This is a genomic window from Heyndrickxia coagulans 36D1 (genome assembly GCF_000169195.2).
GTDB lineage: Bacteria > Bacillota > Bacilli > Bacillales > Bacillaceae_C > Weizmannia > Weizmannia faecalis.
This window is the reverse complement of sequence record NC_016023.1, coordinates 1,666,687-1,688,959: the sequence shown is the minus strand read 5'-3', so window position 1 is coordinate 1,688,959 and position 22,273 is coordinate 1,666,687. Positions and strand designations below refer to the sequence as shown.

The following is a 22,273-nucleotide window of genomic DNA, read 5'->3' as shown; positions in this document are numbered from 1 at the left end:
CCTATGCCCCGAAAACTTCTTTATAAATTGTGTCGATTTGCTTGCCCTTTTCTTCCCGCAATTGCTCTGCATTTCCCGCCAGAACAATCCGGCCGTCTTTTAAGAAGACCACTTCGTCCAATATGCTTTCCATATCCCTGACTAAATGCGTCGTAATGATCATCGAACTGTTTTCGCGGAAGTTGCCGATAATCGCATCCAATATTTGGTCTCTTGCAACCGGGTCGACGCCGGCGATTGGCTCATCCAGAATATATAATTTTGCATCTCTTGCCAGGACAAGCGAGAGGTTCAGTTTTTCATGCATGCCTTTTGACAACGTATCAATTTTCATGTCTTTTTCCAACTTCATAAAATCAAGTAATGCTTCGAACTTCTTTTCATCGAAATCCTCATAAAAATCCTGATATAATTTCAAAGCATCCTTGATCCGCATCCATTTATACAGAAAATTGCGGTCAGGCAAATAAGAAACAATGGATTTTGTTGCCACGCCCACTTTGTATCCGCCAATCCGCACTTCTCCGCCTGTTTGCCGTAAAAGGCCGGTTAAAATTTTAATCAGCGTTGTTTTTCCGCTTCCATTCGGGCCTAATATTCCAACGACTTTTCCTTCCTCTATCGTTAAATTCAACTGATCCAGGGCTTTTTTACGGAAATAATGCTTTGCCAGCCCGTTTATTTCTACGATATTCTTCATTTTATTCATTCCCTTCCATAAACCTTTCCGATATCATTTTTTTAATTTCATCAGGCTGGAAACCCAAATTTTCCATTTCCCTGAAAAAACGGTCTATGACCGCTGCAGCCATGCTTTGTTTTAAATGGCTGATGATAAGGCTGTCCTCTGTTACAAAAGTTCCCATTCCTCTTTGCGTTTTCACCAGCTCTTCCCGCTCCAGTTCCTGATAGACTCTTTGGATTGTATTCGGATTGACTTTTAATTCCTTTGATAATTCCCTGACCGATGGCAGTTTTTCCCCTCTGTCGATTTCACCGGAAACCACCTTAGTCTTAATTAAATTCATGATTTGAATATAAATGGGCAAAGAACTGCTAAATTCCACCTTTTCACCTCCAGTTATGGTGTATTAGTGTACTATATAAATAGTACACTAATATTCCGGTACTGTCAACGCCATATTCCCTTTCCGGGGCTGGCCCGGCATGGCCAAACGAAAAGGCCCTGAAATCGGAAAAGATTTTTCACGAAATCAGGGCCTTATTTGAAAACCAAAATGCCTTTTTGCTTAAGCCGGGCAACGATTCAATGATCCTATCCCGAAAATATACGCTTAGCTGAATTTCTTCTTCTGCCGGTGCCGCGTTCACTCCCGCATGGCGTCTAATGGTAAGGAACGTTCACCTTTTTTGCCTGATAAACCGGATGCTTTTTTTCAGCCAGTCTACATAGCTTTCTTCCCGGGAGATCGCTTTTGTCAGGACAAGATAATGCCCTAACTCATCTGCTGCAAGTCCCATTTTCTCTTCTCTTTGCGCAAAAATAAGCTGGTAACGGGATTTCAGCTCCGATAATTTTTGCTCCCGCTGATCCAATTGGTCCTGGAAAAGCGGAAGAATTTTTTCTTCGGGAATGTATTGGATAAAATAAACTTTTAAAGCAAATGTATCTTTCTCCGTCTCGGGAATTTGTTCCGGGTGCATCAGCCACTGTGCCAGTTCCTTTTTTCCTTCTTCTGTCAGCTTGTACATCTTTCTTTCCAGTTTGACGCCCGATATTTCAATATATTGTTCGATCAGTTTTTCATCCAGCAGTTTTTTTAATTCGGTATAAATCTGGCTGTGTTTGGCACTCCAAAATTGGGAAATTTCCTTTGTAAACTCGGCCGTAATGTCATAACCGCTCATATCTTGTTTTCTCAACAAGCCCAAGATCGCGTGTTTAAGGACTCTTTTTGCCATCGGCTAACCTCCGTCACGTTTTATTGACAATATTATAGCATAGGTATAAAATAAAACATGTAAACATTGACATGTTTAATATTGAATGATTCGTTAAATACAGGAGGTTTATGATGAAAACATTAGAAGAATTTTTAGGCACCCACATGATCTATACTTATGAAAATGGCTGGGAATATGAATTTTATGTAAAAAATCAAGATACCGTTGATTATCGTATTCACAGCGGAATGGTTGGCGGCCGCTGGGTCCGTGACCAAAAAGCAGATATCGTGAAGATCACGGATGGCGTTTTTAAAGTTTCCTGGACAGAACCGACAGGCACTGACGTTTCCCTGAACTTCATGCCGGATGATAAACGGATGCACGGTGTAATCTTTTTCCCGAAATGGGTACATGAACACCCAGAAATCACAGTCTGCTATCAAAATGACCATATTGATTTAATGGAAGAATCCCGTGAAAAATATGAAACTTACCCGAAATATGTGGTTCCGGAATTTGCGGATATCACCTATATTAAGAATGAAGGCATCAACAACGAAAAAGTGATTTCAGAAGCGCCTTATGCAACGATGGCCGATGACATCCGCTCAGGAAAACTAAAATTTTCATAAGCGAAAAGCCCACAAAAACAAAAAAACGGCGAGACATCGTGTCTCACCGTTTTTTTGCAAATAAAAGTAAACGATCACTTTTTCAGTGCCTTCACTTGATTTTCTTCTAACATATTGGCTGTAGAAGGTCAGAATCACGCAAATGTGATAGCCTCTTTATACAACCAGTTGTTATTCTGCTTCGCCGACAACAGAAAATCGTTCATTTTTATGGTGCGGATTTTCAATTTCATCCAGGATTGCAACCGCAAAATCTGCATAGCTGATGTAGCTTTCCCCTTTTGAGTTTAACGTCAGCACATCCCCGCCTTTTTTGTAGGATCCGGTTCGTTTGCCTGCCGGATCAAAGAACGCGGCCGGGCTTACAAAAGTCCATTGGATACCGGTGGAATGCTGCAGGTCTTCTAAATTTTGTGCCTGGCTTTTCGCAGTTGGCAGGAATGCAGCGGGAAAATCGGGTGTGTCCATGACGCGAACGGTTTTTGATTCATCCGCAAACAGGCTGCCGGCACCCCCTACAACGACGAGGCGTGTGCCGGGCGCCCCTTTTAAAGCTTCAATTAAAACCCGGCCGGCTTCCACATGCTGGTGTTCCTTTCCTGGAGCAGCACCAAATGCATTGACGACCACATCATATTTTTGAAGATCTCCGGATTTGATATCGAAAATATTTTTTTCTACCACATCAACCCGTTTGTCTTGAATTTTCGCTGCATTCCGTACAATTGCCGTCACTTCGTGGCCCCTGTCAACCGCTTCTTTGAGAATAAGGCTGCCGGCTTTCCCGCTGGCGCCAATGATTCCAATTTTCATATGGCATTCCTCCTGTAATATGTAATCAACTTTATTACATGTAATTATTATAATTACAAGATGGCAGGCATGTCAATGATATTTATTTCCTTTAGGAGTTATACTATACTTGTAATTATATGAATTACATGAGGATGGTGACTGGAAATGTCGATCAGCAGTCGTTTTGCTGTTGGAATCCATATATTGGCGTTGATTGAAATGAATAAAGATGGCGTGAGTTCTTCCGAGTTTTTAGCGGAGAGTGTGAACACAAATCCTGTTGTCATCCGGAAAATCATGGGAATGTTGAAAAGATCCGGCTTAATAGAAGTCCATCCGGGGAAAGCAGGGGCAAGGCTGGCCAAAGCGCTGTCCGATATTACACTCCTTGATGTTTATAAGGCCGTGAATGTCGTCCAGGACAAAGCGTTATTCAGCATTCACCGGAACCCGAACCCGAAATGCCCTGTAGGAAGAAATATTCAGAACACCATTGAACCGATATTTGAAGCATCCCAGATGGCAATGGAGAAAGTTTTGGAGCAGGTGACATTGGAAGACGTGGTAAAAGACATTGCCAAAAAAGAAAACACCATATGCTAAAAAAAGACATTCCAAATCGAATGTCTTTACACAAAATTCATAATAATAATATAGTTTCATTATCCGGCGCAGATAGGATATTGTCAATGCAGTACTAAGATTCATTGTATCCTTTAATAATCCAACAATTATTGATATAATATCCATGGGAAGACCTCTCTAGATATTCATTTCGCAGTGTACATTTAGTTGATAGAGTGTCTTCCCTTTTTTTCATTTATCTGCCCCCTCGAGTAAAATTTTACACGTACTCGGCATGGGGTAACCAAAATATGGAGTTTAACTCTACCACCCGACAGATAGAGTGAAGAAAAAAATCTTAGCTATATAAAATGAACTTAAGTTTCTACATCGAGCCCGGGTGCCATTTGCATAATGGTTAATTTTTACAGCAGACAACAGAGCCGCAATATTTTGTTCATTTTATATAGCACGAGAAAACACCCAGTTCTTCAAACGTTTGGTCGCCCGTTACAAGGAACGGTTACCACTATCGGCAGCTCGTGAAAGCGAGAACTTTCCGTCTTTCTTACTATTGTTTTGTTTCTTTTGCTATTTGTTTGACTATAATGGCTAGTCGGGCAATGGCGTCTTCAATGTCGGATAAAGGTGCATAAGCATAGGAAATTCGCAAGTACTGTATTGCATCGCGATCATACAGATTTCCCGGATTAAGTAATATCCCTTCTTTTAATGTTTTCTCAAAAAGTTCGCGAATCGATAAAGATGGAGTGAGATGGACCCAGACACAGAACCCCCCCTTTGGAAAATTCCACGTAGCGATATCGGTAAAGTGTTTCTCAAGTGACCGAACCGTTGCGTTACGACGAATTTTTAACTGTTCCCTAATATAACACATATGTTCATCATATAAGCCACTAGAAAACCATTCGGCAGCTGCCCATTGAGATAATGAACTTGAACCATAATCTGTTTGCATTTTTATATCCGCAAGTCGTTCGATTACAGCTTCCGGCCCCACAATCCACCCAATTCTTAACCCTGGACTTATTGTTTTTGACATACTTCCTAGGTACAAAACCATTCCATTCTTATCCTCTTTCTTTAAAGGATTTGGGGGTGGAGAATCGATCCATAAATCACGATAAACATCATCCTCGATAATAGGAAGACTCTCCTGTTCACATATCGCCATCAGTTGCTTTCGTTTTTCTTCCGTCAACAGTACCCCTGCTGGATTATGGAAGGAGGGGATCGTGTATAACAAGGAAGCATTATATTGTTTTTTATACTTTTTGATTAATGACGTTTGAAGACCAGTCTCATCCATTGGCACTCCATATAATCTCATACCAGCAGATTGAAATACTTGAACAGAATACAGGTAAGAGGGTTTTTCAAGTAAAATATTTGACCCCCTATTTAATAGACCAATGGAAATCAGTTGTAATGCTTGAAGCGCTCCTGAGACAATTAATATCGATGCGGGAGAAGCATTAATCCCTATCTTTTTTAAGTGTTCCGTTAGTTGCTGTCTTAAAAACAAGTCGCCTTTTGGCTCTTCGTATCCTAATGAGGCCATTCTATTAGGAAGTCTCTGGAATACATCTTGCATTTTTTTATACGGTAATAGTTCCGGTGAAAGTTCTCCGGTTCCTAAACGAATGATATTAGGTCTGAATTCTGCTTCGTTAATATCTTGTATTGTAGGTAAATTGGGTTGATAACTCCCTGCCTTCACATACGAGTTCCAGTCGGGAGGATGGTTGGATACTAACAGATTCCATGTATTATTTATCACTTTTGTCCCACCCCCGGTTTTTCCTTCGATTAAACCAAGGGCAGTTAATTCATCCAATGCTGTTACGACGGTACTACGATTCACCCCAAATGTCTCGGCTAGTACCCTCTGTGAAGGTATTTTTGTACCAACAGTCCATTCTCCTTTTATAATCTTATCTTTTATGTACTTTTCAATCTGCTTATATAAAGCGACTGAAGACGACCTATTCGGTTTCCACTCTAAATGTTGCATGTCTTTTTCTCCCATCCATTTTATATTTTCATTATAAAATTTGGTTGGTTTAATATCCATCAAATTTGGATGGATACATATGGGGGATTCTCCTCTAAAATAGTCATAGGTTAATCAATCATAAGGAGTTACCCTTTGAGTGTTCTTTTCGAAAGGAGGGAGAAGATGTTAGAAGCATTTTTACATGGATTTGTTTTAGCCTTTGGTCTCATTTTACCTTTAGGTCCACAAAATGTTTTTGTCTTTAACCAAGGTGCTTTGCAATCAAATCTTATAAAAGCTCTACCAGTAGTAATCACAGCAGCAGTTTGTGACACAATCTTAATTACTTTGGCCATTCTAGGTGTTTCAGTTATTGTTTTATCATTTTCATGGCTTCAAACCATTGTTTATGGGATTGGGTTTTTATTTTTAATTTACATGGGATGGTCGATTTGGAAATCTGCTCCTTCAAAGGACGAACAAGTAGAAAGTAAGATGTCAGCAAAAAAACAAATGACTTTTGCAATTTCTGTTTCCTTATTAAATCCTCATGCCATATTGGACACAATTGGGGTGATCGGTTCTAATTCAATAAGCTACCGGTATAGATAAACTTGTTTTTACATTAGCCTGTATAGGTGTATCATGGATATGGTTTTTTAGTTTAGCTGTAACAGGTAGAGGGTTAGGTAGGGTAGACACAACCGGTAAATGGATGATTCGGTTGAACAAATTGTCTGCGCTTATAATTTGGCTAGTTGCTATCTTCATTGGGAAAGAGCTGATCATCTCGCTATTTAAATAAAGAATATAAAATGAACTGAAGTTTTTACATTGACAAGACCATCCATTTGCATGATGATTTTTTACAGCTGGCAACAAAGTAGCAATGTTTAGTTCATTTTACAAAAGAGCATTAAAATGGAGGTTACCCTCAAACCTTATGTGTCCTAATAAGCATACGGCTTTTGAACAAATATTTATTTTGCGGATGAGGGTAGCAGTATCCACATATTGGTTTTATGACCAACCAGAACTTGAAAAGTCAGAGGCCGTCTCGTGATCAACATTGGCAAAAAGACGGCCTCTGATTATAATGGTGGAGTAAAAGACATTGTTAACAATGGATTCTTTGCTCCACTTCCAAAGTCCTCCCGTTGCAATACATACATTTGTTGTGTAACCTTTATTAAGAAAATTAATTGTTGTTGCTAATGTTGATGTTGGCGAAATAGGATTTCCATATGAATCATGTTGGACTACGCTAACAGCAGTTGGAGCAACTTCTGAATGAACATTGTCAGTGTTGGTTTCGTTAGTAACTGTTTGGTCTGAAGTCGTGTCATCCTAATGTAAAGGTGTCATCTGTTAAAGCTTGATCAGTTGAAGAACGTTTGATCTTTAGTTGTTGAATCAGTATTGGTATTCCTATTTCGCTAGCTTTTGCAATTCTTTTTTTATCCCTTCTTATCTTAGTTCATCCGCATACGTTTCATCGTGCCGCCCTCCCATTTCAATACCATTTGCCTTATTCTTTTTCCAGCCCCTCCTTTATTTCAAGGATCTTTTTTTCGGAAAGGCCTGTTGCTTTTTTGATAAAATCGAGGGATGACCCTAGTTTAATAAGGTTTCGGGTAATTTCAATTTTTTCTTCTTGTCTCCCTTCTTCTCTTCCTTCTTTTCTTGCTTCTTGCTTTAGTTCATCCTCATACGTTATCATCGTGCCGCCCTCCCATTTCAAAGCCATCAGCCCTTATTCCTTTTCCAGCTTCTCCTTTATTTCAAGGACCTTTTTTTCGGAAAGGCCTGTTGCTTTTTTGATAAAATCGAGTGGTATCCCAAGTTTAATAAGGTTTCGGGTAATTTCAATTTTTTCTTCTTGTCTTCCTTCTCGTTTACCTTCTTCTCTCCCTTCTTCTCTTCCTTCTTTTCTTGCTTCTTGTTTTAGTTCATCTTCATACGTTATCATCGTGCCGCCCTCCCAATTTTTGATTTCCTGGTTAAACTCCTGTTGGTATTGACTTTCGAGTTTTATCATGTGGTCCATGAAAATGAAAAGTGTCAGTAAATCCTTTTTATCGAGCTGCAAGCGATCTTTCATAACAGCTAAAACCCGGAGCAACTGCTTTTTCAATTCTAATTTGGTTGGCTGTGCAGCTGTTTTTCCATACAGGGCTTTTTTTGCCGCAAGGATTACAAAAGCAAATGGATTAGTCGATTGCAACAATTCATTTTCATCTTGTTCCGCTATTTTATACACATTGTATTCATAACTCAATTTTGTCCCGAAAAAGTTGTATTCATAACGGGGTGGGGTATACGTTTCGGAGTAATCTTCGGTGTAAATCACAAGCGCGAATATCTTTTTATCATACGCATCAAAAATCCGGTAGAAGTATTGAAACATTCTTTCTGCAAAATCAGTATCTTTCCACCCCTGCACTTCGATATGGACAAGTATCCACTGTTCGCTACCATCTTTCAAATACACTTTAAAAAGCCCGTCTGCTTCCCGGTCTCGGCTTTTGCCGTCCGGATTCAGCCTTTGGAATTCCTTATCCAGGTCGTCAGGTGGCTTGTCCCAATCGATCATCTCATACAAGCCTGGTGAAAAAAACGCAACAAAATCTTCAAACAGCGAATGAATAACCCGCTTCCAATGACGGTCATATTCATTGCGCCCTGTCCGATTATCCATCCCATTCCCCCTTTTCAAGTATTAAAACTATTCCGTTTTTATTATACAACATTTTTGAAATGAAGGGAACACCAATTCGACAAAAATGATGATTTCAAAATTTTTCGTCTTTTGACCCAAAACGTAGATGGGTGTGAAAACGCGACTATATTTCAGAGGTCTCCGCTGATTTCCGTGAAAATAGACGTTACCCATGGAAAACGCCGCAGATTTTATAAACCAGCCTTCTTGAGACCCACTACAAGCCTGTCGAGCATCGATAGCCAAGATTTCTCCTTGCTCAAATTTCATCGGCGAGCGCCAAGCAGCCATGCACGGCGCACCGAAAAACAGGCTGCCTTGTGGGACAGCCTGCGTTAAAAATCAAGATTTATTTTTTCCGGACTGTGATCGTCCATGCTGCTTCATCAAGTTGTTCAAAGTTTGTGACAGTGTGGCCTGCTTCAGCTGCCCAGCGCGGGATGCTTTCCGTTGCTTGTGTGCAGTCAAAGTGGATGACAAGGTCATCTCCCGGCTGAATTTCTTCAATGGCTTTCTTTGCTTCGATTAACGGGAATGGGCAAACCTGGCCCATGACTTCCAATACTTTTTCCATCTTCCATTCCTCCCTCTAAAAATGTTGATGTATCAACGGTTTAAGCCGTTGGTGGGGTGTCAAAAAAATATTTTTTGACACGCTTCCTAACAAAATTTTTATATTATGTGAAACTATTCCAACATACGGGTACGCTACGCGGTCACTACTGGATAATAATGGGAAGTAGTGATAGGAAATTATACGATGCACAATGGATCTCTGCGTAACTTATGATGACGTACCCTCCCATGTCTCTGGGCATCTGTGTGCCTACATTCCTTCGTTCGGTCTAGTCATAAGGCAGAGGCTAGCGAAGCTCCTTTAGGGACTCGAGGTCGAATGGAAAAAATAGTGCCAGCTTCTCCGTGTCATCCTGTTGTCTAGGTCTTACTAAGGATGTGAGGCCTTATTCAGCCTCTGCGAGACCAGGAATATCCCTCATCATTCGCTGTGCGTCGAACGGTTTGTGCTTCGTGCTAATTCCGTGTAACACTTTTAATAGCTTACCGCATAGAACCACAATGGATTGCTTCTTGCGTAACGGATTAACCTGACGGTTCGTGTAGTATTCATGCAGCTTTCTAAAGGCCTCATTATGGCGAATCATCGGCATCATTACCCGGAAAAGGAGGGCACGCAGTTTTCTTCTGCCTCTTTTGGAGATGCGTTTTTGCCCTTTGTGCAGACCGGAGGAGTTTTCACGTAACGTTAATCCCGCGAGTTTAATTAATTGGCGTGGATCTTGATAATGTGAAAAGCTTCCGATTTCAGCTAATAAGTCGACAATCGTTGTATCTCCAAGTCCTGGTACCGTTGATAGCCATTCATACTCTACAGATGTTTTTACAAGCTCAATTAACTGCCCTGTAATACTTTCAATATCTTGTTCTAGCTGATGGTAACGGCGGACAAGTGTGGCAATTTCAATACGGGCCATCTCAAGTCCTTCTGTTACTCCGATAGAGCCAGCCGCGACTTCAATAAGACGGACTGCTTTTGGTCTTTGAGGGGATTTTAGCCCCTCAACCTTACGAAAAAGGGATAGAACTTCATCGGGCTGTTTCTGGTAAAGATCACTTGGAAATGGTGTACATTCAAGTGCAGCTAAAGCCATCTTCCCAAAAGACGGAAACACCTGTACAAACTCTGGGAAATAGCGATCTAACCAACGAATAATCATGTTTTTGACAGCCCCTAATTCCTCTGTCAATTTACTCCTGAACGTCGACCCAACGCGAAGTTCGGCTTCCATGCCTTTTAAGATACGTGGGTAACTGAAACGTCCATCCTTAACTAAACGGGCAATAACCAATGCATCTTTGCGGTCATGCTTGGTTGGCAAATTGTCGTCCAACTCCTTTGATCGCTTTACATGCATAGGGTTTACCATGACCAAGGGGATACCCCTTTCCTCAAGAAAGTAGGCCAAATTGAGCCAGTAATGCCCTGTGGGTTCAATTCCCACAATGACTTCCGATTTCTCGTGTTCTTTCATTGCGGCTAAAACGCGCTGATAGAACAGTTCAAATCCATTTCCTGCTTGGGGCACAGAAAATGATTTTTGAAGCACTCGCCCACGGTCATCTACAATGCAAGCGTAGTGCGTACGCTTGGCAATATCAATTCCCACTACAAGTGTTTGTTCAGTGACTTGATTAATTTTCTGATTTTGTTTAAAATCCATTATGGAGTCCTCCTTGGTTACAAATTAGGGGTCATTCGTTAAGAGATGACACCCCGCATCATACCAGGAGGGCTCTTTTTGTTCAAGTCCCCGAAAGTCCTTCTAACAGGAATGCTCCTTATGCAGTGGTGACGGCCGTTTTCGCCGCAGTTTTTTGGCGCTTGGTTTGCGGGCGGACAAACATGAAATAGGAAGCCGTCCATGCGCCAAATATCATAAACAGCAGTGCAAACCAGCCCTGCCATGTCATCATTGCCGTTTTCACGAGGCCGTTGCCGATCGAACAGCCACCTGCGACACTGGCGCCGAATCCCATCAAAATACCGCCAAGGAAACTGCGGATACCCGTTTTTGCGTCCGGCATTCTAAAACGAAATTCGCGGCTCGCTTTTGCGGCGATAAAAGAACCGAGAAAAATGCCGAGCACGAGAAAAACGCCCCAGTTTACAAACGTTTGGTTACCCGTTACAAGGAACTGCAGAAGATTGGCAGTCGGCGTTGTAATCCCGAGGCCATCCATTCTTCCGGTTGCTTCGCTTAAAGGCCACGCTAAAATCGCAATAAGTCCGATAAGTACTGCTGTAAAAAACGGGTGCCAGCGTTTTTCAAACAAAAGATGCGCAAGCCCTTTGCGTTTTGCCTTCATCGCCGGAACCGCCACTTTCGGCTTCCGCATTTCCCTGATTAAAATGGTCAGTACAATCAGGGAAAAGACTGCGATAATGATCCAAATGTTAATCCCCAGTGTATCTGCAATCGCGTTTTTCGGAAGCTGTACGGACTGAAGGGAAGTGGTTACCGGTAAAAGCACGCCGGATTTCATCACGGCACTCATGACCATGTAGCCAAAGAGCGCGATCCAGCTGCCCAAAAGCCCTTCGCCGGCACGGTACCATGTCCCGGTTGCGCAGCCGCCGGCCATGACAATCCCTATCCCGAAAATATATGAACCAATGATAGCAGCAACCCACGGGAATGTGCCTGCAGCATATTTGATCATGCCAAGCTGAATAAGTGCGTAAACTCCGATGCTTTGAACGGCGATCGCAATTAACAGCGCGTAAAACATGCGATTGTCTTTTGCAATATACATATCACGGAAGCCGCCCGTCAGGCAAAACCTGCCCCTTTGCATCACAAAGCCGAGCAATGCCCCGCAAATTAACCCTGTTAAAAGCATAAAACTCCCCCTTTAATCCTCACTAAATTTATGGGATTAATTATAGTAATATTCCGCCCCATTTTCAAGTGTTATACATCAAAAAAGGGCAGCACAAATTTTCCCAGCCCAGGTTTGCTTTTACGGGTTTTACAAAAAGCCCCCTCAAAGTACGCCTCCATATTTTGCGGGTTCCGGTATTGGACCAGCAGCAAAGCCCCTGCTTATTGCCGTTTGCTGCTCTCATATTTGCCGGAAGCGGATCATAAAGTACTTTTTATAAGGAGTGATGCGAAGATGGAGCAAAAATTGCCGGATTTTACATCCACCCGTTTTCTGAAACAGCATATTCTGGATACGATAAACTTTTATGCACCGCGCTGTATAGACAAAGTGTCCGGCGGATATATCAACTGCTTTCTTGATGACGGCACAGTATGCGATTATGAAACGAGACAACTTGTAGGCCAGGCAAGGTTTGTGTTTATTTTCAGTGTGGCGGCGTTGCTGGAGCCCGGCCAAGCGTACCGGGAACTGGCGGAACACGGCATTTCGTTCTTGCAACGTCACCAGCGCGACCACAAACACGGCGGGTATTATTGGGAATTAAAGGGCCAGTCTGTATCCCATTCAGTGAAAAGAGCATATGGCCATGCCTTTGTTTTGTTAGCCGCAGCGATGGCAGCGAAAGCAGGCATATCATCTGCTTTTCCGATGATTGCGGAGACATTTGAAGTATTGGAACGCCATTTTTGGAGGGAAAATGAGGGGCTGTATGTTGATGAAATCTCAGCCGACTGGTCAGAAGTATCCCCTTACCGCGGACAGAATGCCAATATGCATCTGTGCGAAGCGATGATGACAGCATATGAAGCAACCGGCAACAAGCGATATCTTGAAAGAGCAGAACGCATTGCCGAGTCGGTCATGTTTCGTCTACTTCCCCAATCAGGAGGACTGATTTGGGAGCACTATCATGAAGATTGGACAATCGATTGGACGTACAATTACGGCATTACGAAAAGTGAGCTTCGGCCTTATGGCTTTATTTTCGGCCATTCGATTGAATGGAGCAAGCTGTTGCTGTTATTAGATCGGCTTGCTCCCGGCAATTGGCGGAAACCGTTGGCACAATCTTTATTCCAATCCGCTATTCACTTAGGCTTGGACCGGAAAAATGGAGGCATTTTTTTCAGCATGGCTCCAGGCGGGCGTATGATCGATTGTGATAAATATTACTGGGTCATGGCTGAAGCGATCGGTGCATCATCCCTGCTGGCCGCATCTGACCGCAATGCCTTGCAACTGTATCGTGATCTGTTTACCTATTGCTGGACCTATTTTGTTGATCAACAAAGAGGCGGCTGGTATCAACTGCTTAATCCGTGCAACCGCCGTTACAGCAATATAAAAAGCCCGCCGCCCAAAACAGATTACCATCCTGTAACGAATTGCCTCATCGCGCTTACGTCTTTTTCCCCATCCGGACTTACCGAATAGGGTTTGGGCACTGGTTCTGCATGTAAAAAAGCTACAGCGTAGCAAAACGGAGGTTAACCCATTTGGCAGCAGGTTTTTTAGGATACGGACAAAAACAAACCCCGGTTATGAAGCGACAAAACCGCCCCCGTTCACATGAATAGTCTGGCCTGTGATATAAGAACCGTCGTTTGAAGCAAGCAACACATAGACAGGAGCCAGTTCATAAGGCTGGCCTGCACGTTTCATTGGTACGTTATTTCCAAACGTTTTTACCATATCTGGAGAAAAGGATGCAGGAATAAGCGGTGTCCAGATTGGGCCCGGGGCTACAGCATTCACCCTGATCCCCTGGTCAACGATGTTATTGGCAAGCGCACGCGTAAAGCTGACGATTGCCCCTTTCGTAGCTGTATAATCAATCAAATCTTTCCGGCCGATATAGGCGTTAATCGATGCAGTGTTGATAATGCTGCTTCCTTCAGCCATATAAGGAAGTGCGGCCTTTGTCATGTAAAAAAACGGATGCAAATTTGTATCAAACGTCGTATGCCACTGTTCGTCGCTAATATCCAAAAACCTGTTTTGAACAAATTGAACCGCTAAGTTATTGACAAGAACATCTATTTTTCCGAATGTTTCAAGGGTGCAGGCAATGACATACTGACAGTGATTTTTGTTGCGTAAATCTCCTGGAATCAAAAGGCAACGCTGTCCCAAATGCTCAATGGCCTGCTTCGTTTCCATGGCGTCTTCATGTTCATCAAAATAAGCAATGACGATATCTGCTCCTTCTTTTGCAAAAGCCACTGCTACAGCCCTGCCAATTCCGCTGTCACCCCCACTAATGATCGCAACCTTGTTGTTCAGTTTCCCGGTTCCAATATAATGGGGGTTGTCATAAACAGGCCGGGGAATCATCAAATATTCAAATCCCGGCTGCCTCATCTGGTGCTGGGGCGGAAATGTGTTCGAGACTTCTTCACACTTGATTTCTGATCCATAATAAGAAGATTTTGAATCCATGATAACACCTCTTTATCCATTTTCCATAATGTATTCAGGCGAAAAAATAACGTTAATGCTCTATGCTCGGAACGGCAGAATGGATGGCCTCGATCCGCCGGTATGCGGGAGCTGGACAAACATAGCCGTGTGGGGGATATAGCACGGTTATATTTCTTAATGGGCAGCTAAAAAATTCTTTTAAAGGGTATAATCAATCATAATGGCACCTTATTGAAGGAGGAATATTATGGAAAATATGACCGTTTACGCCAAAAATGCAACCGATCCATCCCAAATTCAGTTGATCGAACATGAATTGAAAAAGATGGACGGGATTGAGCGTGTATTGTCTGATACAAATGACGGAGAGATCAAAATTGAATTTAACCCCGGACAATTGACACAAAGAGAAATCATCACAAAAATGGAGGAATTGAACGTTCATCTGATCCTGGAAGAATAGGGTAATGCCTGGCAGAATGCAGTAAGGAAAAACCCAATTTGCCTGTATGGATTCAGGTAAATTGGGTTTCGTTTTGACGAACTAAAGATGTTTTTCATGCAGATAATGATTTACCAATTCTTCTATTAAATCATGCTGGGGATAGTCACCATTAAATTCGAATCGGATTTCTTCAATAAATTTTTCTCCATGATAAACATGAATGGCACCGGTTTGGCCGACCACACTGAACTCCGGTTCAAAGGTATACCCATTATGCTTGATTGCACCCATCCTGTATCGTTTCCTTTCCACCATCATTTTTGGTTTTACCTATAGGATGCTGGAAATTACAAAATGCATGCATCGTAATCATATGGGCTAATGTTCTTCCCTTGTTTCCCAACTTTGGGTTACGGAGAAAAACCTATTTAAATTGATCAGGGTACATTTCCTTTGCCAGTTGTTCTATTCCATCGAGTGTGTTGTAGCTGTAGCCGAAAAGCTCATTATAATCCATCGCGTAAACTTGCTTATTTTTGATTGCTTTCATACTCGATAATTTGGGATTTTCATAAAGAGCCTTTTTGACCTTATCGGCATTGTTTTCCCAATTCAGTACAATCAATACATCGGGATTGGCTTTTACTAATTGCTCTACACTAACAGTCCCCCGCACATTTTGAAATATGTTTTTGAGTTTTAACATACCAAAAGCATTATTGAAAAAAGTTTCATTATAAGCAGAGTAGATGTTGATTTCTTTCGGATCGGACATGTGTAAATAGGCGAATGTCTTCGTTTCTTGAATGCCTGACAGTTCCGATGTAATCTTCTTCTGGCGCGCCTTTAATTTGTTGGAAAATAGTTTTGCTTTTTCCTGGACATTAAAAATTTTTCCGAGATTGTCAATATCTTTATATATTGAGTCATAGGTCCCGCCCGGAATGGATGATTCAAGAATATAGGTATGAATCCCCATATCATTCAGAGAATCAACCGTTCCGACACCCCAGTCGGCATTATCGAATAAGCCGCCGCGACTGACAATTAAGTCCGGGTTTGTCCCAAGCGCCGCTTCTTTTCCGACATACGAATTACTGAGTATCTTTAATGAAGCATAGTCTTTTTCAACCGATTTGTCCGGGGCGCCAAAATTCCCGCCTACCCCGACAATCTTATCTTTCAGGCCAAGATGAAGGAGCAGTTCCGCCGCCGTTCTTGTCGTAACCATCACCCGTTTCGGGGCTTCCTTGAATACCTGATCCTTTTTCTTATATGTAGTGCCGCCCTCTGCTTTTGTATAATTATGAATCGTCAGCGGATAATTCGACTTGCTTTTCATATTTTTTTCCGACCCGGTCGTTTCCCTGTTCCCGCAACCCGCAAGGACAAGCAGTGCGATGAGGCAACCGGCAAAGATTCCTTTTTTCATGTCTGTCCATCCTCCTTAAAGTTCGTATGCAAATCCAAGCCGGTTGGTCACAGGATTCACATAAGTTTGACATTTGATTTCATACAATTCCTCAATTAATTCCGAGGTCAGCACTTCTTCCGGTTTTCCATGTGCATATACTTCTCCGCCTTTCACGGCATATAAATAATCGCAATAGGCGACAGCCAGATCCAAATCATGGAGAGCCGCCAGCACACTAATGCCAAACTGCTTGACACAGGAAAGAATTTCGATTTGATGGCGAATATCCAAATGGTTGGTCGGTTCATCGAGAATCATTAAGTCCGGCTGTTGGGCTATGGCACGGGCAAGAATCACCCGTTGCTTTTCCCCGCCTGATAATGACAAATAGCTGCGTGTTTTATATTCAAGCAATTGCGTTTTCCTTAATGCCTCTTCAACAATTTTGTAATCGTCCGGCTGGTCCGATTCCAGTAACTTCTTGTGCGGTGTCCGCCCCAACAGCACCATTTGCTCGACTGTTAAATCAAAATTCATTTCATTGAACTGCCCTACTACGCCTAAATGCCTTGAAACTTTTTTTGCCGAGCTTTTCAGTACATTAAGGTCATCTAAAAAAACGCTCCCATTTTGCGGCACAAGACTTTTATAGATACTTTTGAGCAAAGTTGACTTCCCGCATCCATTCGGGCCTACTAAACCGACAAACTGTTTATCTTTGACAAACACGGACATGTTTTTGATGATCTCTTTCCTGCCTCTTTTTACTTGCAGCTTTTCCGCCGTTAAATCCACTTCCCTCAACCTCCAAATTGATAGCCTTTTTTCACAATCATATAGATAAAGAGTGGGGAGCCGATCACTGATGTAATGATGCCGATGGGCAATTCTACATTTTGGATTAGAATTCGGGACAAAATGTCCGCCCATATTAAAAAGAGCCCCCCTGAAAGGATTGTTGCCGGAAGCAGCTGTTTGTGATCTGCGCCGAAAATACCCCGGCAAATATGCGGAATGATCAGACCAACAAATCCGATTGTGCCGGCATAAGCAACCATCGTACCCGTTATCAATGCTGTGACCACCATGTAGAGCTTGCGGAATAAACTTAAATGAATGCCCAATGTGACGGCAGACTCATCACCGAGTAGCATCGTATTTAACACACGGTGCTGAAAAAGAAAAATCAAAGAGCCGATCAGGACCACAACAGACAAAACCGGCACCTTTTCCCAGCTCGCCGATGCAAGGCTTCCCATTGTCCAGAACGTAACGTCTTTAATCCCTTCTGCATTGTTGGCAAAGTAAATCACAAGGCTGGAAAAAGAACTGCACAATGCTCCGACAACGACGCCTGACAATACCAGTTTTACAGATGTTGCTTTTCCGCCAACACTTGACAAAAGCAATACTGCTACGGATGTTGCCATCGCACCCATAAAAGCGCCAAATGCAATGCTAAATGTGCCAAACAAGGCATTGCTTCCAAACCCGATCAAAATGACAATGGTCGCACCAAGCGTTCCTCCTGAAGAAATCCCGATAATATATGGATCAGCGAGCGGGTTTTGCACAACTGCTTGCATCACAATCCCGCACAAAGAAAGGCCCATCCCAATCAATAAAGCAAAAATAACTCTGGGCATTCTGATTTGATAAATGATATTAAAATAGGAGGAGTTTTCCATCCCTTTAATGTGCCCCATTTTGCCATTTGTCAGGACGTGCAGCAAAACATTCATTGATTTTTCAATTGGTATGTGGACCGTTCCAATTGAAACCGAATAAATGGCGGAAAACGCAATCATACAGATAAGGAGAAAGATAACAGGATAATAAATTTTCCCGATTACACCGTTGCTCGTCCCTTTCAAAAAAACACCTCCTTTTTGCTTCTAATGATAATGAAAATCATTATCATTTATACATCCATTTATCATTATAAATGCTTCCTTGTAAACGTCAAGCAGATTTTTGTGTATTCATAAAACTTTTTAGGTGCCTAAATTGCAACATTAAATGCAATACTTAATGAAATACCCGTAAACCTGAGATATAATAAACTGTGTTATGAAGCAATAAAACTAAATAGGTAGGGGATATAATGAAAAAGCAAATTATTCATGTCACAGTTGCGAGTTCTATTTTGTTTAGTGTGTCTGTTCCTTTTACAACTCATATAAAAGCAGCAGAAGTATCTAATCAGCAAGAAAATGTTCATTTAACAAATACTGAAACTCAAAACTTATTAAAGTTACAAAATGAATTGCAAGCTCATGGAATTGCTGAGACAGACATTGTAAATGGGATTCAATCAAGTTTATCTGGAGAAGACACTGAAAACCATGTTGTTACAACATTTGGCGTGAAATCGAAAGCAGCTAAAGTAGCGGCAAAGTCCATGATAAAAAAACTCAAAAAAATTGGTAGAATCTCATGGGATAGAACTGTAAGGAATTATGTTAATAAACTGCCTATTTCAAAAGGCTCGAAAAGTACCCTGAAAAAATATTTAAGTTACGAATTTGTAATGAAGACCCTTAATATTGTGGTAGACTTTGAGGGCACAATAACGAATGCACTAACAACTCAATTAAAAAATATGGGTGTACCTAGTTGGTTAGCTGGAACAGCTGCAAGAGCATTGGTAACCTTATTACTTTGAGAGAATAAGGATATAGGAGTGGGTATTCTATGGAGTGGTTCTTAAAATCATTGATAATCATAACAGGAGTATATGTTATTGCCAATATCCTTTTTGATTTAAATTTCAATCCTGAAATACATATTGTAACAAAAATCATTCAAGCTTTGTTCTTTCTATTGTTATTAATCTATGTTGTTTTTTTTAAGACCGGATCAAAAAATAAATAATTGGAGCTTGCTGAACGAATCAGATACAAGCCCAGTTTTAAAATATAAAATAGTAAAGTGCAAATATTTCAAAAATAGCCCTGAGGTTTCCCTCCAGATTCATTTTGAGAAACTGAAGGGCTACTACTGTTTCACTGGTCTCCTGAAAGCATGTTCGAATAAGGCTTAACCCGCACCTGTGCTTACCTTCGCAAAAATCTTCCTTCAGCGGCGCTACGTTCAGAGGTATCCTGTCCTGCAACACGTTCTAAGGTTTTTCTTCCGTTTTGTATGGACGCCCCAACTTTGGCCCCCCAAAGAAACAAAAACAGGTGAACCGCACCCTCAGTGGGTTAAAATAGTTTTAGGATTAACATCTCACACTGGGAGGTTCACCTATACATAGCATAATTAAATATAAAGAAAATTTATTTTATTTCGTTGGTTGAAAGTCGCTTTGCATTCTTTCGTACAAAAGCGCATGCTATACAAGCCAAAGCAATAGCAGCCATCGGCAATAATAAACTTTCACGCAATGCTGTTAAATAACCACTTAAATGGCCGCCAAATTTTGTTGAAATATCAAAGACCGATTCAAATTCCGAACCATGATTCATGGCAGAAATTCTATTTTGTAATAAAGCCCCAACAGCCGCACTGCCTCCAACTGTTCCCAATTGGCGGACAGTATTCATCACCCCGGATGCTGCACCTGCAACTTCATCCTTCACTTCTTTCACGGCAACTGCTGCCGTCGGTGAAATTAATAACCCGTTTCCAAACCCAGTAATCACCATCGACAACATAAATTGCACCCAATAGTTATGGCCATTCATGATAAAAATAACCCATATCATCCCGATCAGGGTCAGCGCTAATCCTGCAAGCACAAGGTATTTCCCACCTATTTTATTTGAAAATTTTCCGGCAAATGGAGATACACACATGGAAATAAGTGATGCAGGAACTAACGTAAGTCCCGCCCTAAATGCATCATATCCCAAAATGGACTGAAAATATATCGAGAGAAGCAGCATTAACCCAAGGACGCCAATAGAAAAAAAGACTCCTACCACATTCATTAACGTGTAATTACGATCTTCAAACAAAGCAAATGGAATTAACGGATCCCGCTTATGACGCAATTTTTGTTGAACATAGAATATGATAAAGATAACTACGGAAATAATAAGAATGCCGACAATGTACATGGACCATTTAAAGTGTTGGCCTTCAATTAATCCATAGGTTAAAAATAAACACGATAAAGAAACCAAGAGAACCCCCATCAAGTCAAGCTGTTGTTTTGCTGAATTTCGGATTTCCGGGACAAATAGATAAGTGAATATAAAGATCAATACTCCGATTGGAACATTTATATAAAAAATCCAGCGCCAGCCTAACACACTGACTATGAATCCGCCTAAACTCGGACCTGCAACAGCAGCAACTCCACCTACCATTCCCCATATTCCAAGGGCCGTTCCACGACGCTCGGAAGGAAATAATCGTATAATAAATGTCATTGTCTGCGGTAAAAGCAGAGCTGCACCAAGTCCTTCTATAGCCCTAAATACAATGAGTTCCAAAGGGCTTGTGGAAAGTCCGCATAACAAACTAGAGATGGTAAAAAGGACAATTCCAATTGAAAACAATTGTCGTATACCAAATAGATCGCCAAAACGGCCGGCCGTAATTAAAAAAACGGCAAGCACCAATATGGTATATATTTAGAACCCATAGCGCCTCATTAATGGATGCATGTAATGTTTCCATTAAATTCGGAATCGCAATGTTAACAATTTGTAAATCCAATTGAGTCATAAAAAAACCAAACGAAAGAATCGTCAACACTAACCAGGGATTTCCCTTCCATTTTTGAATATCAAGCATTTTTTCACCTCAAATCTATTAATTGTTCAAGAACTGCAATGGGCAGACCATCCTCTCAGCAGAGTAACAATGGCTAATACAGAACCAGTAGCATTAATTACGTTTACAACCCATCTCGGTGCAATCATCTCTGCACGATGCAGAATTTCAATTACATCCATCTTTTAAAAATTAGAATGGCTAAAGTAACAGCTGTAGCGGCAACTAAAACCATAACTGCCTTTGAACTTTATGATTTAAGAAGTTGACCTTTCAACAATAATTGCATCTGTATCCCTCCCTTCATTTTTATTACTGTATGGCCACCAATCCCCCTAGCAATCTCTATATTATATTTTCATATCCGAAAAATAAATAATATTTAATAAAATGTAAATTAAGATGCTTTAGAAATTATTGTGTAAAAAATATTTGACATTTTGTTTGTAAGGGGATACAATAATGCCAGCACAGATGTAAAAAATTTTTTACACTAATTGGTGATTATATGCAAAATAACATTAAAAAATACAGGAAAAAGAAGCAGATGTCACAGGAAGAGTTGGCAAAAAAATGTAATGTCACACGACAAACCATAAATGCTATTGAGAATAGCAAATATGACCCTTCTCTTCGTTTAGCGGTACTCATCTCACAAATTTTAGAAGTAAGGATAGATGAATTGTTTATTTTTGATTGGATAAATAAAACTATTAAAAGGAAAGATGAAAATGAGAAAAATGGATGAAATGGAAAAGGATCATTCCGGAAAAGCAGCAAGACTAGCATTTAGCTACTATACTTTGGTTTTACTCATATGGTCCCTTGTGGATTGGTTTAAAACCAAAAGCACTGGAATAGAATTTCCAATTCTTATGATTGGTTGTGCCATTTATGCTGGAGTACAAGTATATTTGCTTCGAAAAACAAAATAAATCATTTATTACAAATTTCAGGAAGAATAATGTACCGTTATAAATTTGTTAAGATAAAAATCAATCGGTGGAAAGGACAACCGGAAGTCGACTACAGACAAATTATAAAGGAAAATGCATCGGAAGGTTGGGGGTTGGTTCAAATATTTGCCCCTCCTATTTCCGGGTTTGGGGCAGCAGACCATTTTGAATTAATTTTTGAGAAATATATTGAAAACCCCAACTGAAAAAGT

Annotated in this window: 24 protein-coding genes and 2 pseudogenes; 9 read left to right on the top strand and 17 right to left on the bottom strand. The window is 41.1% G+C overall.

Features of this window, described 5'->3' with window-relative positions:
- Position 1: 1 nt before the first annotated feature.
- The 3 genes from BCOA_RS25295 to BCOA_RS25285 all read right to left on the bottom strand — a co-directional run bounded on the left by BCOA_RS25295 (position 2) and on the right by BCOA_RS25285 (position 1,923).
- On the bottom strand, positions 2-700 hold the full coding sequence (locus BCOA_RS25295) for an ABC transporter ATP-binding protein (RefSeq protein WP_026104572.1): 699 nt from the start codon (positions 698-700) through the stop codon (positions 2-4).
- A gap of 1 nt (position 701) precedes the next feature.
- Entirely contained in the window at positions 702-1,067 is a 366-nt protein-coding gene (locus BCOA_RS25290) for a GntR family transcriptional regulator (protein ID WP_014096861.1), read from the bottom strand.
- A 295-nt stretch (positions 1,068-1,362) separates the two neighbouring features.
- Entirely contained in the window at positions 1,363-1,923 is a 561-nt protein-coding gene (locus tag BCOA_RS25285; protein WP_014096860.1) for a PadR family transcriptional regulator, read from the bottom strand.
- A gap of 113 nt (positions 1,924-2,036) precedes the next feature.
- Between BCOA_RS25285 and BCOA_RS25280 the strand changes: the two genes are divergently transcribed.
- Positions 2,037-2,540 carry a phenolic acid decarboxylase gene (locus BCOA_RS25280; protein ID WP_014096859.1) on the top strand — a complete coding sequence of 168 codons (504 nt, stop codon included), beginning with the start codon at positions 2,037-2,039 and terminating at the stop codon, positions 2,538-2,540.
- A 171-nt stretch (positions 2,541-2,711) separates the two neighbouring features.
- On the opposite strand, the gene BCOA_RS25275 is transcribed toward BCOA_RS25280, so the two are convergent.
- A complete protein-coding gene (locus tag BCOA_RS25275) occupies positions 2,712-3,353 on the bottom strand; it encodes an NAD(P)-dependent oxidoreductase (RefSeq protein WP_014096858.1) in 642 nt (213 codons plus the stop codon).
- Positions 3,354-3,500: 147 nt separating this feature from the next.
- Here BCOA_RS25275 and BCOA_RS25270 point away from each other — a divergent pair, with 147 nt between their 5' ends.
- Positions 3,501-3,938, top strand: coding sequence for an Rrf2 family transcriptional regulator (locus tag BCOA_RS25270; RefSeq protein WP_014096857.1), 438 nt, complete (start codon positions 3,501-3,503; stop codon positions 3,936-3,938).
- Between the two features lie 532 nt (positions 3,939-4,470).
- Here the strand turns inward: BCOA_RS25270 and BCOA_RS25265 are convergent.
- Entirely contained in the window at positions 4,471-5,934 is a 1,464-nt protein-coding gene (locus BCOA_RS25265; protein ID WP_014096856.1) for an aminotransferase-like domain-containing protein, read from the bottom strand.
- A gap of 165 nt (positions 5,935-6,099) precedes the next feature.
- Here BCOA_RS25265 and BCOA_RS25260 point away from each other — a divergent pair.
- Positions 6,100-6,721 (top strand): annotated as a pseudogene (locus BCOA_RS25260) (LysE/ArgO family amino acid transporter).
- A gap of 723 nt (positions 6,722-7,444) precedes the next feature.
- Here the strand turns inward: BCOA_RS25260 and BCOA_RS25255 are convergent.
- The 5 genes from BCOA_RS25255 to BCOA_RS25230 form a co-directional block, all read right to left on the bottom strand.
- The gene (locus tag BCOA_RS25255) at positions 7,445-7,636 is read right to left on the bottom strand and encodes a hypothetical protein (protein ID WP_233896611.1); all 192 of its coding nucleotides are present in this window, start codon (positions 7,634-7,636) and stop codon (positions 7,445-7,447) included.
- A gap of 33 nt (positions 7,637-7,669) precedes the next feature.
- Positions 7,670-8,614 (bottom strand): Rpn family recombination-promoting nuclease/putative transposase, encoded by a 945-nt coding sequence (locus BCOA_RS34645; protein ID WP_014096853.1) that lies wholly within the window; start codon positions 8,612-8,614, stop codon positions 7,670-7,672.
- A 370-nt stretch (positions 8,615-8,984) separates the two neighbouring features.
- Positions 8,985-9,209: a sulfurtransferase TusA family protein gene (locus BCOA_RS25240; RefSeq protein WP_014096852.1), complete on the bottom strand. Its 225-nt coding sequence runs from the start codon at positions 9,207-9,209 to the stop codon at positions 8,985-8,987.
- Between the two features lie 388 nt (positions 9,210-9,597).
- Complete coding sequence (locus BCOA_RS25235) at positions 9,598-10,875, bottom strand: IS110 family transposase (protein ID WP_014096851.1); 1,278 nt, start codon at positions 10,873-10,875, stop codon at positions 9,598-9,600.
- A 118-nt stretch (positions 10,876-10,993) separates the two neighbouring features.
- Complete coding sequence (locus BCOA_RS25230) at positions 10,994-12,055, bottom strand: YeeE/YedE family protein (RefSeq protein ID WP_014096850.1); 1,062 nt, start codon at positions 12,053-12,055, stop codon at positions 10,994-10,996.
- 276 nt (positions 12,056-12,331) lie between these two features.
- Here BCOA_RS25230 and BCOA_RS25225 point away from each other — a divergent pair, with 276 nt between their 5' ends.
- Positions 12,332-13,534 (top strand): AGE family epimerase/isomerase, encoded by a 1,203-nt coding sequence (locus BCOA_RS25225; protein ID WP_014096849.1) that lies wholly within the window; start codon positions 12,332-12,334, stop codon positions 13,532-13,534.
- Positions 13,535-13,639: 105 nt separating this feature from the next.
- Here the strand turns inward: BCOA_RS25225 and BCOA_RS25220 are convergent, their stop codons facing one another.
- Positions 13,640-14,539, bottom strand: a complete 900-nt coding sequence (locus BCOA_RS25220; RefSeq protein WP_014096848.1) for an SDR family oxidoreductase — start codon at positions 14,537-14,539, stop codon at positions 13,640-13,642.
- Positions 14,540-14,768: 229 nt separating this feature from the next.
- On the opposite strand from BCOA_RS25220, the gene BCOA_RS25215 reads away from it, so the two are divergent.
- On the top strand, positions 14,769-14,984 hold the full coding sequence (locus BCOA_RS25215) for a DNA-binding protein (protein WP_014096847.1): 216 nt from the start codon (positions 14,769-14,771) through the stop codon (positions 14,982-14,984).
- Between the two features lie 81 nt (positions 14,985-15,065).
- Here the strand turns inward: BCOA_RS25215 and BCOA_RS25210 are convergent, their stop codons facing one another.
- From BCOA_RS25210 to BCOA_RS25195, 4 genes are all read right to left on the bottom strand, one after another.
- Entirely contained in the window at positions 15,066-15,257 is a 192-nt protein-coding gene (locus BCOA_RS25210) for a YbxH family protein (RefSeq protein ID WP_014096846.1), read from the bottom strand.
- Positions 15,258-15,390: 133 nt separating this feature from the next.
- Positions 15,391-16,398: an ABC transporter substrate-binding protein gene (locus BCOA_RS25205; RefSeq protein WP_014096845.1), complete on the bottom strand. Its 1,008-nt coding sequence runs from the start codon at positions 16,396-16,398 to the stop codon at positions 15,391-15,393.
- Between the two features lie 15 nt (positions 16,399-16,413).
- Complete coding sequence (locus BCOA_RS25200) at positions 16,414-17,115, bottom strand: ABC transporter ATP-binding protein (protein ID WP_205421988.1); 702 nt, start codon at positions 17,113-17,115, stop codon at positions 16,414-16,416.
- A gap of 65 nt (positions 17,116-17,180) precedes the next feature.
- Entirely contained in the window at positions 17,181-18,254 is a 1,074-nt protein-coding gene (locus BCOA_RS25195; protein WP_014096843.1) for a FecCD family ABC transporter permease, read from the bottom strand.
- A 230-nt stretch (positions 18,255-18,484) separates the two neighbouring features.
- Here BCOA_RS25195 and BCOA_RS25190 point away from each other — a divergent pair, with 230 nt between their 5' ends.
- Entirely contained in the window at positions 18,485-19,045 is a 561-nt protein-coding gene (locus BCOA_RS25190) for a hypothetical protein (protein WP_013860643.1), read from the top strand.
- A 194-nt stretch (positions 19,046-19,239) separates the two neighbouring features.
- On the opposite strand, the pseudogene BCOA_RS35550 reads toward BCOA_RS25190, so the two are convergent.
- A pseudogene (locus tag BCOA_RS35550) lies at positions 19,240-19,546 on the bottom strand (transposase); the annotation flags it as partial.
- 115 nt (positions 19,547-19,661) lie between these two features.
- Positions 19,662-20,948: a DHA2 family efflux MFS transporter permease subunit gene (locus tag BCOA_RS25180; protein WP_071646872.1), complete on the bottom strand. Its 1,287-nt coding sequence runs from the start codon at positions 20,946-20,948 to the stop codon at positions 19,662-19,664.
- A 665-nt stretch (positions 20,949-21,613) separates the two neighbouring features.
- Here BCOA_RS25180 and BCOA_RS25175 point away from each other — a divergent pair.
- From BCOA_RS25175 to BCOA_RS25165, 3 genes are read left to right on the top strand one after another with little or no spacing between them, the layout of a single operon-like run.
- Entirely contained in the window at positions 21,614-21,853 is a 240-nt protein-coding gene (locus BCOA_RS25175; RefSeq protein WP_017550688.1) for a helix-turn-helix transcriptional regulator, read from the top strand.
- Complete coding sequence (locus BCOA_RS25170; protein ID WP_014096839.1) at positions 21,837-22,040, top strand: hypothetical protein; 204 nt, start codon at positions 21,837-21,839, stop codon at positions 22,038-22,040. The genes BCOA_RS25175 and BCOA_RS25170 overlap by 17 nt, the downstream gene beginning before the upstream one ends.
- Positions 22,041-22,069: 29 nt before the next feature.
- Positions 22,070-22,267, top strand: coding sequence for a DUF4177 domain-containing protein (locus BCOA_RS25165; RefSeq protein WP_014096838.1), 198 nt, complete (start codon positions 22,070-22,072; stop codon positions 22,265-22,267).
- The last annotated feature ends 6 nt before the right edge of the window (positions 22,268-22,273 follow it).

Coding starts and splice junctions, on each gene's coding strand:
- BCOA_RS25225 (WP_014096849.1), top strand. CDS start 12,332: ATGGAGCAAAAATTGCCGGATTTTACATCCACCCGTTTTCTGAAACAG.
- BCOA_RS25270 (WP_014096857.1), top strand. CDS start 3,501: ATGTCGATCAGCAGTCGTTTTGCTGTTGGAATCCATATATTGGCGTTG.
- BCOA_RS25255 (WP_233896611.1), bottom strand. CDS start 7,636: ATGATAACGTATGAGGATGAACTAAAGCAAGAAGCAAGAAAAGAAGGA.
- BCOA_RS25265 (WP_014096856.1), bottom strand. CDS start 5,934: ATGCAACATTTAGAGTGGAAACCGAATAGGTCGTCTTCAGTCGCTTTA.
- BCOA_RS25275 (WP_014096858.1), bottom strand. CDS start 3,353: ATGAAAATTGGAATCATTGGCGCCAGCGGGAAAGCCGGCAGCCTTATT.
- BCOA_RS25215 (WP_014096847.1), top strand. CDS start 14,769: ATGGAAAATATGACCGTTTACGCCAAAAATGCAACCGATCCATCCCAA.
- BCOA_RS25175 (WP_017550688.1), top strand. CDS start 21,614: ATGCAAAATAACATTAAAAAATACAGGAAAAAGAAGCAGATGTCACAG.
- BCOA_RS25205 (WP_014096845.1), bottom strand. CDS start 16,398: ATGAAAAAAGGAATCTTTGCCGGTTGCCTCATCGCACTGCTTGTCCTT.
- BCOA_RS25200 (WP_205421988.1), bottom strand. CDS start 17,115: ATGTCCGTGTTTGTCAAAGATAAACAGTTTGTCGGTTTAGTAGGCCCG.
- BCOA_RS25285 (WP_014096860.1), bottom strand. CDS start 1,923: ATGGCAAAAAGAGTCCTTAAACACGCGATCTTGGGCTTGTTGAGAAAA.
- BCOA_RS25170 (WP_014096839.1), top strand. CDS start 21,837: ATGAGAAAAATGGATGAAATGGAAAAGGATCATTCCGGAAAAGCAGCA.
- BCOA_RS25280 (WP_014096859.1), top strand. CDS start 2,037: ATGAAAACATTAGAAGAATTTTTAGGCACCCACATGATCTATACTTAT.
- BCOA_RS34645 (WP_014096853.1), bottom strand. CDS start 8,614: ATGGATAATCGGACAGGGCGCAATGAATATGACCGTCATTGGAAGCGG.
- BCOA_RS25295 (WP_026104572.1), bottom strand. CDS start 700: ATGAAGAATATCGTAGAAATAAACGGGCTGGCAAAGCATTATTTCCGT.
- BCOA_RS25210 (WP_014096846.1), bottom strand. CDS start 15,257: ATGGGTGCAATCAAGCATAATGGGTATACCTTTGAACCGGAGTTCAGT.
- BCOA_RS25230 (WP_014096850.1), bottom strand. CDS start 12,055: ATGCTTTTAACAGGGTTAATTTGCGGGGCATTGCTCGGCTTTGTGATG.
- BCOA_RS25165 (WP_014096838.1), top strand. CDS start 22,070: ATGTACCGTTATAAATTTGTTAAGATAAAAATCAATCGGTGGAAAGGA.
- BCOA_RS25220 (WP_014096848.1), bottom strand. CDS start 14,539: ATGGATTCAAAATCTTCTTATTATGGATCAGAAATCAAGTGTGAAGAA.
- BCOA_RS25240 (WP_014096852.1), bottom strand. CDS start 9,209: ATGGAAAAAGTATTGGAAGTCATGGGCCAGGTTTGCCCATTCCCGTTA.
- BCOA_RS25190 (WP_013860643.1), top strand. CDS start 18,485: ATGAAAAAGCAAATTATTCATGTCACAGTTGCGAGTTCTATTTTGTTT.
- BCOA_RS25235 (WP_014096851.1), bottom strand. CDS start 10,875: ATGGATTTTAAACAAAATCAGAAAATTAATCAAGTCACTGAACAAACA.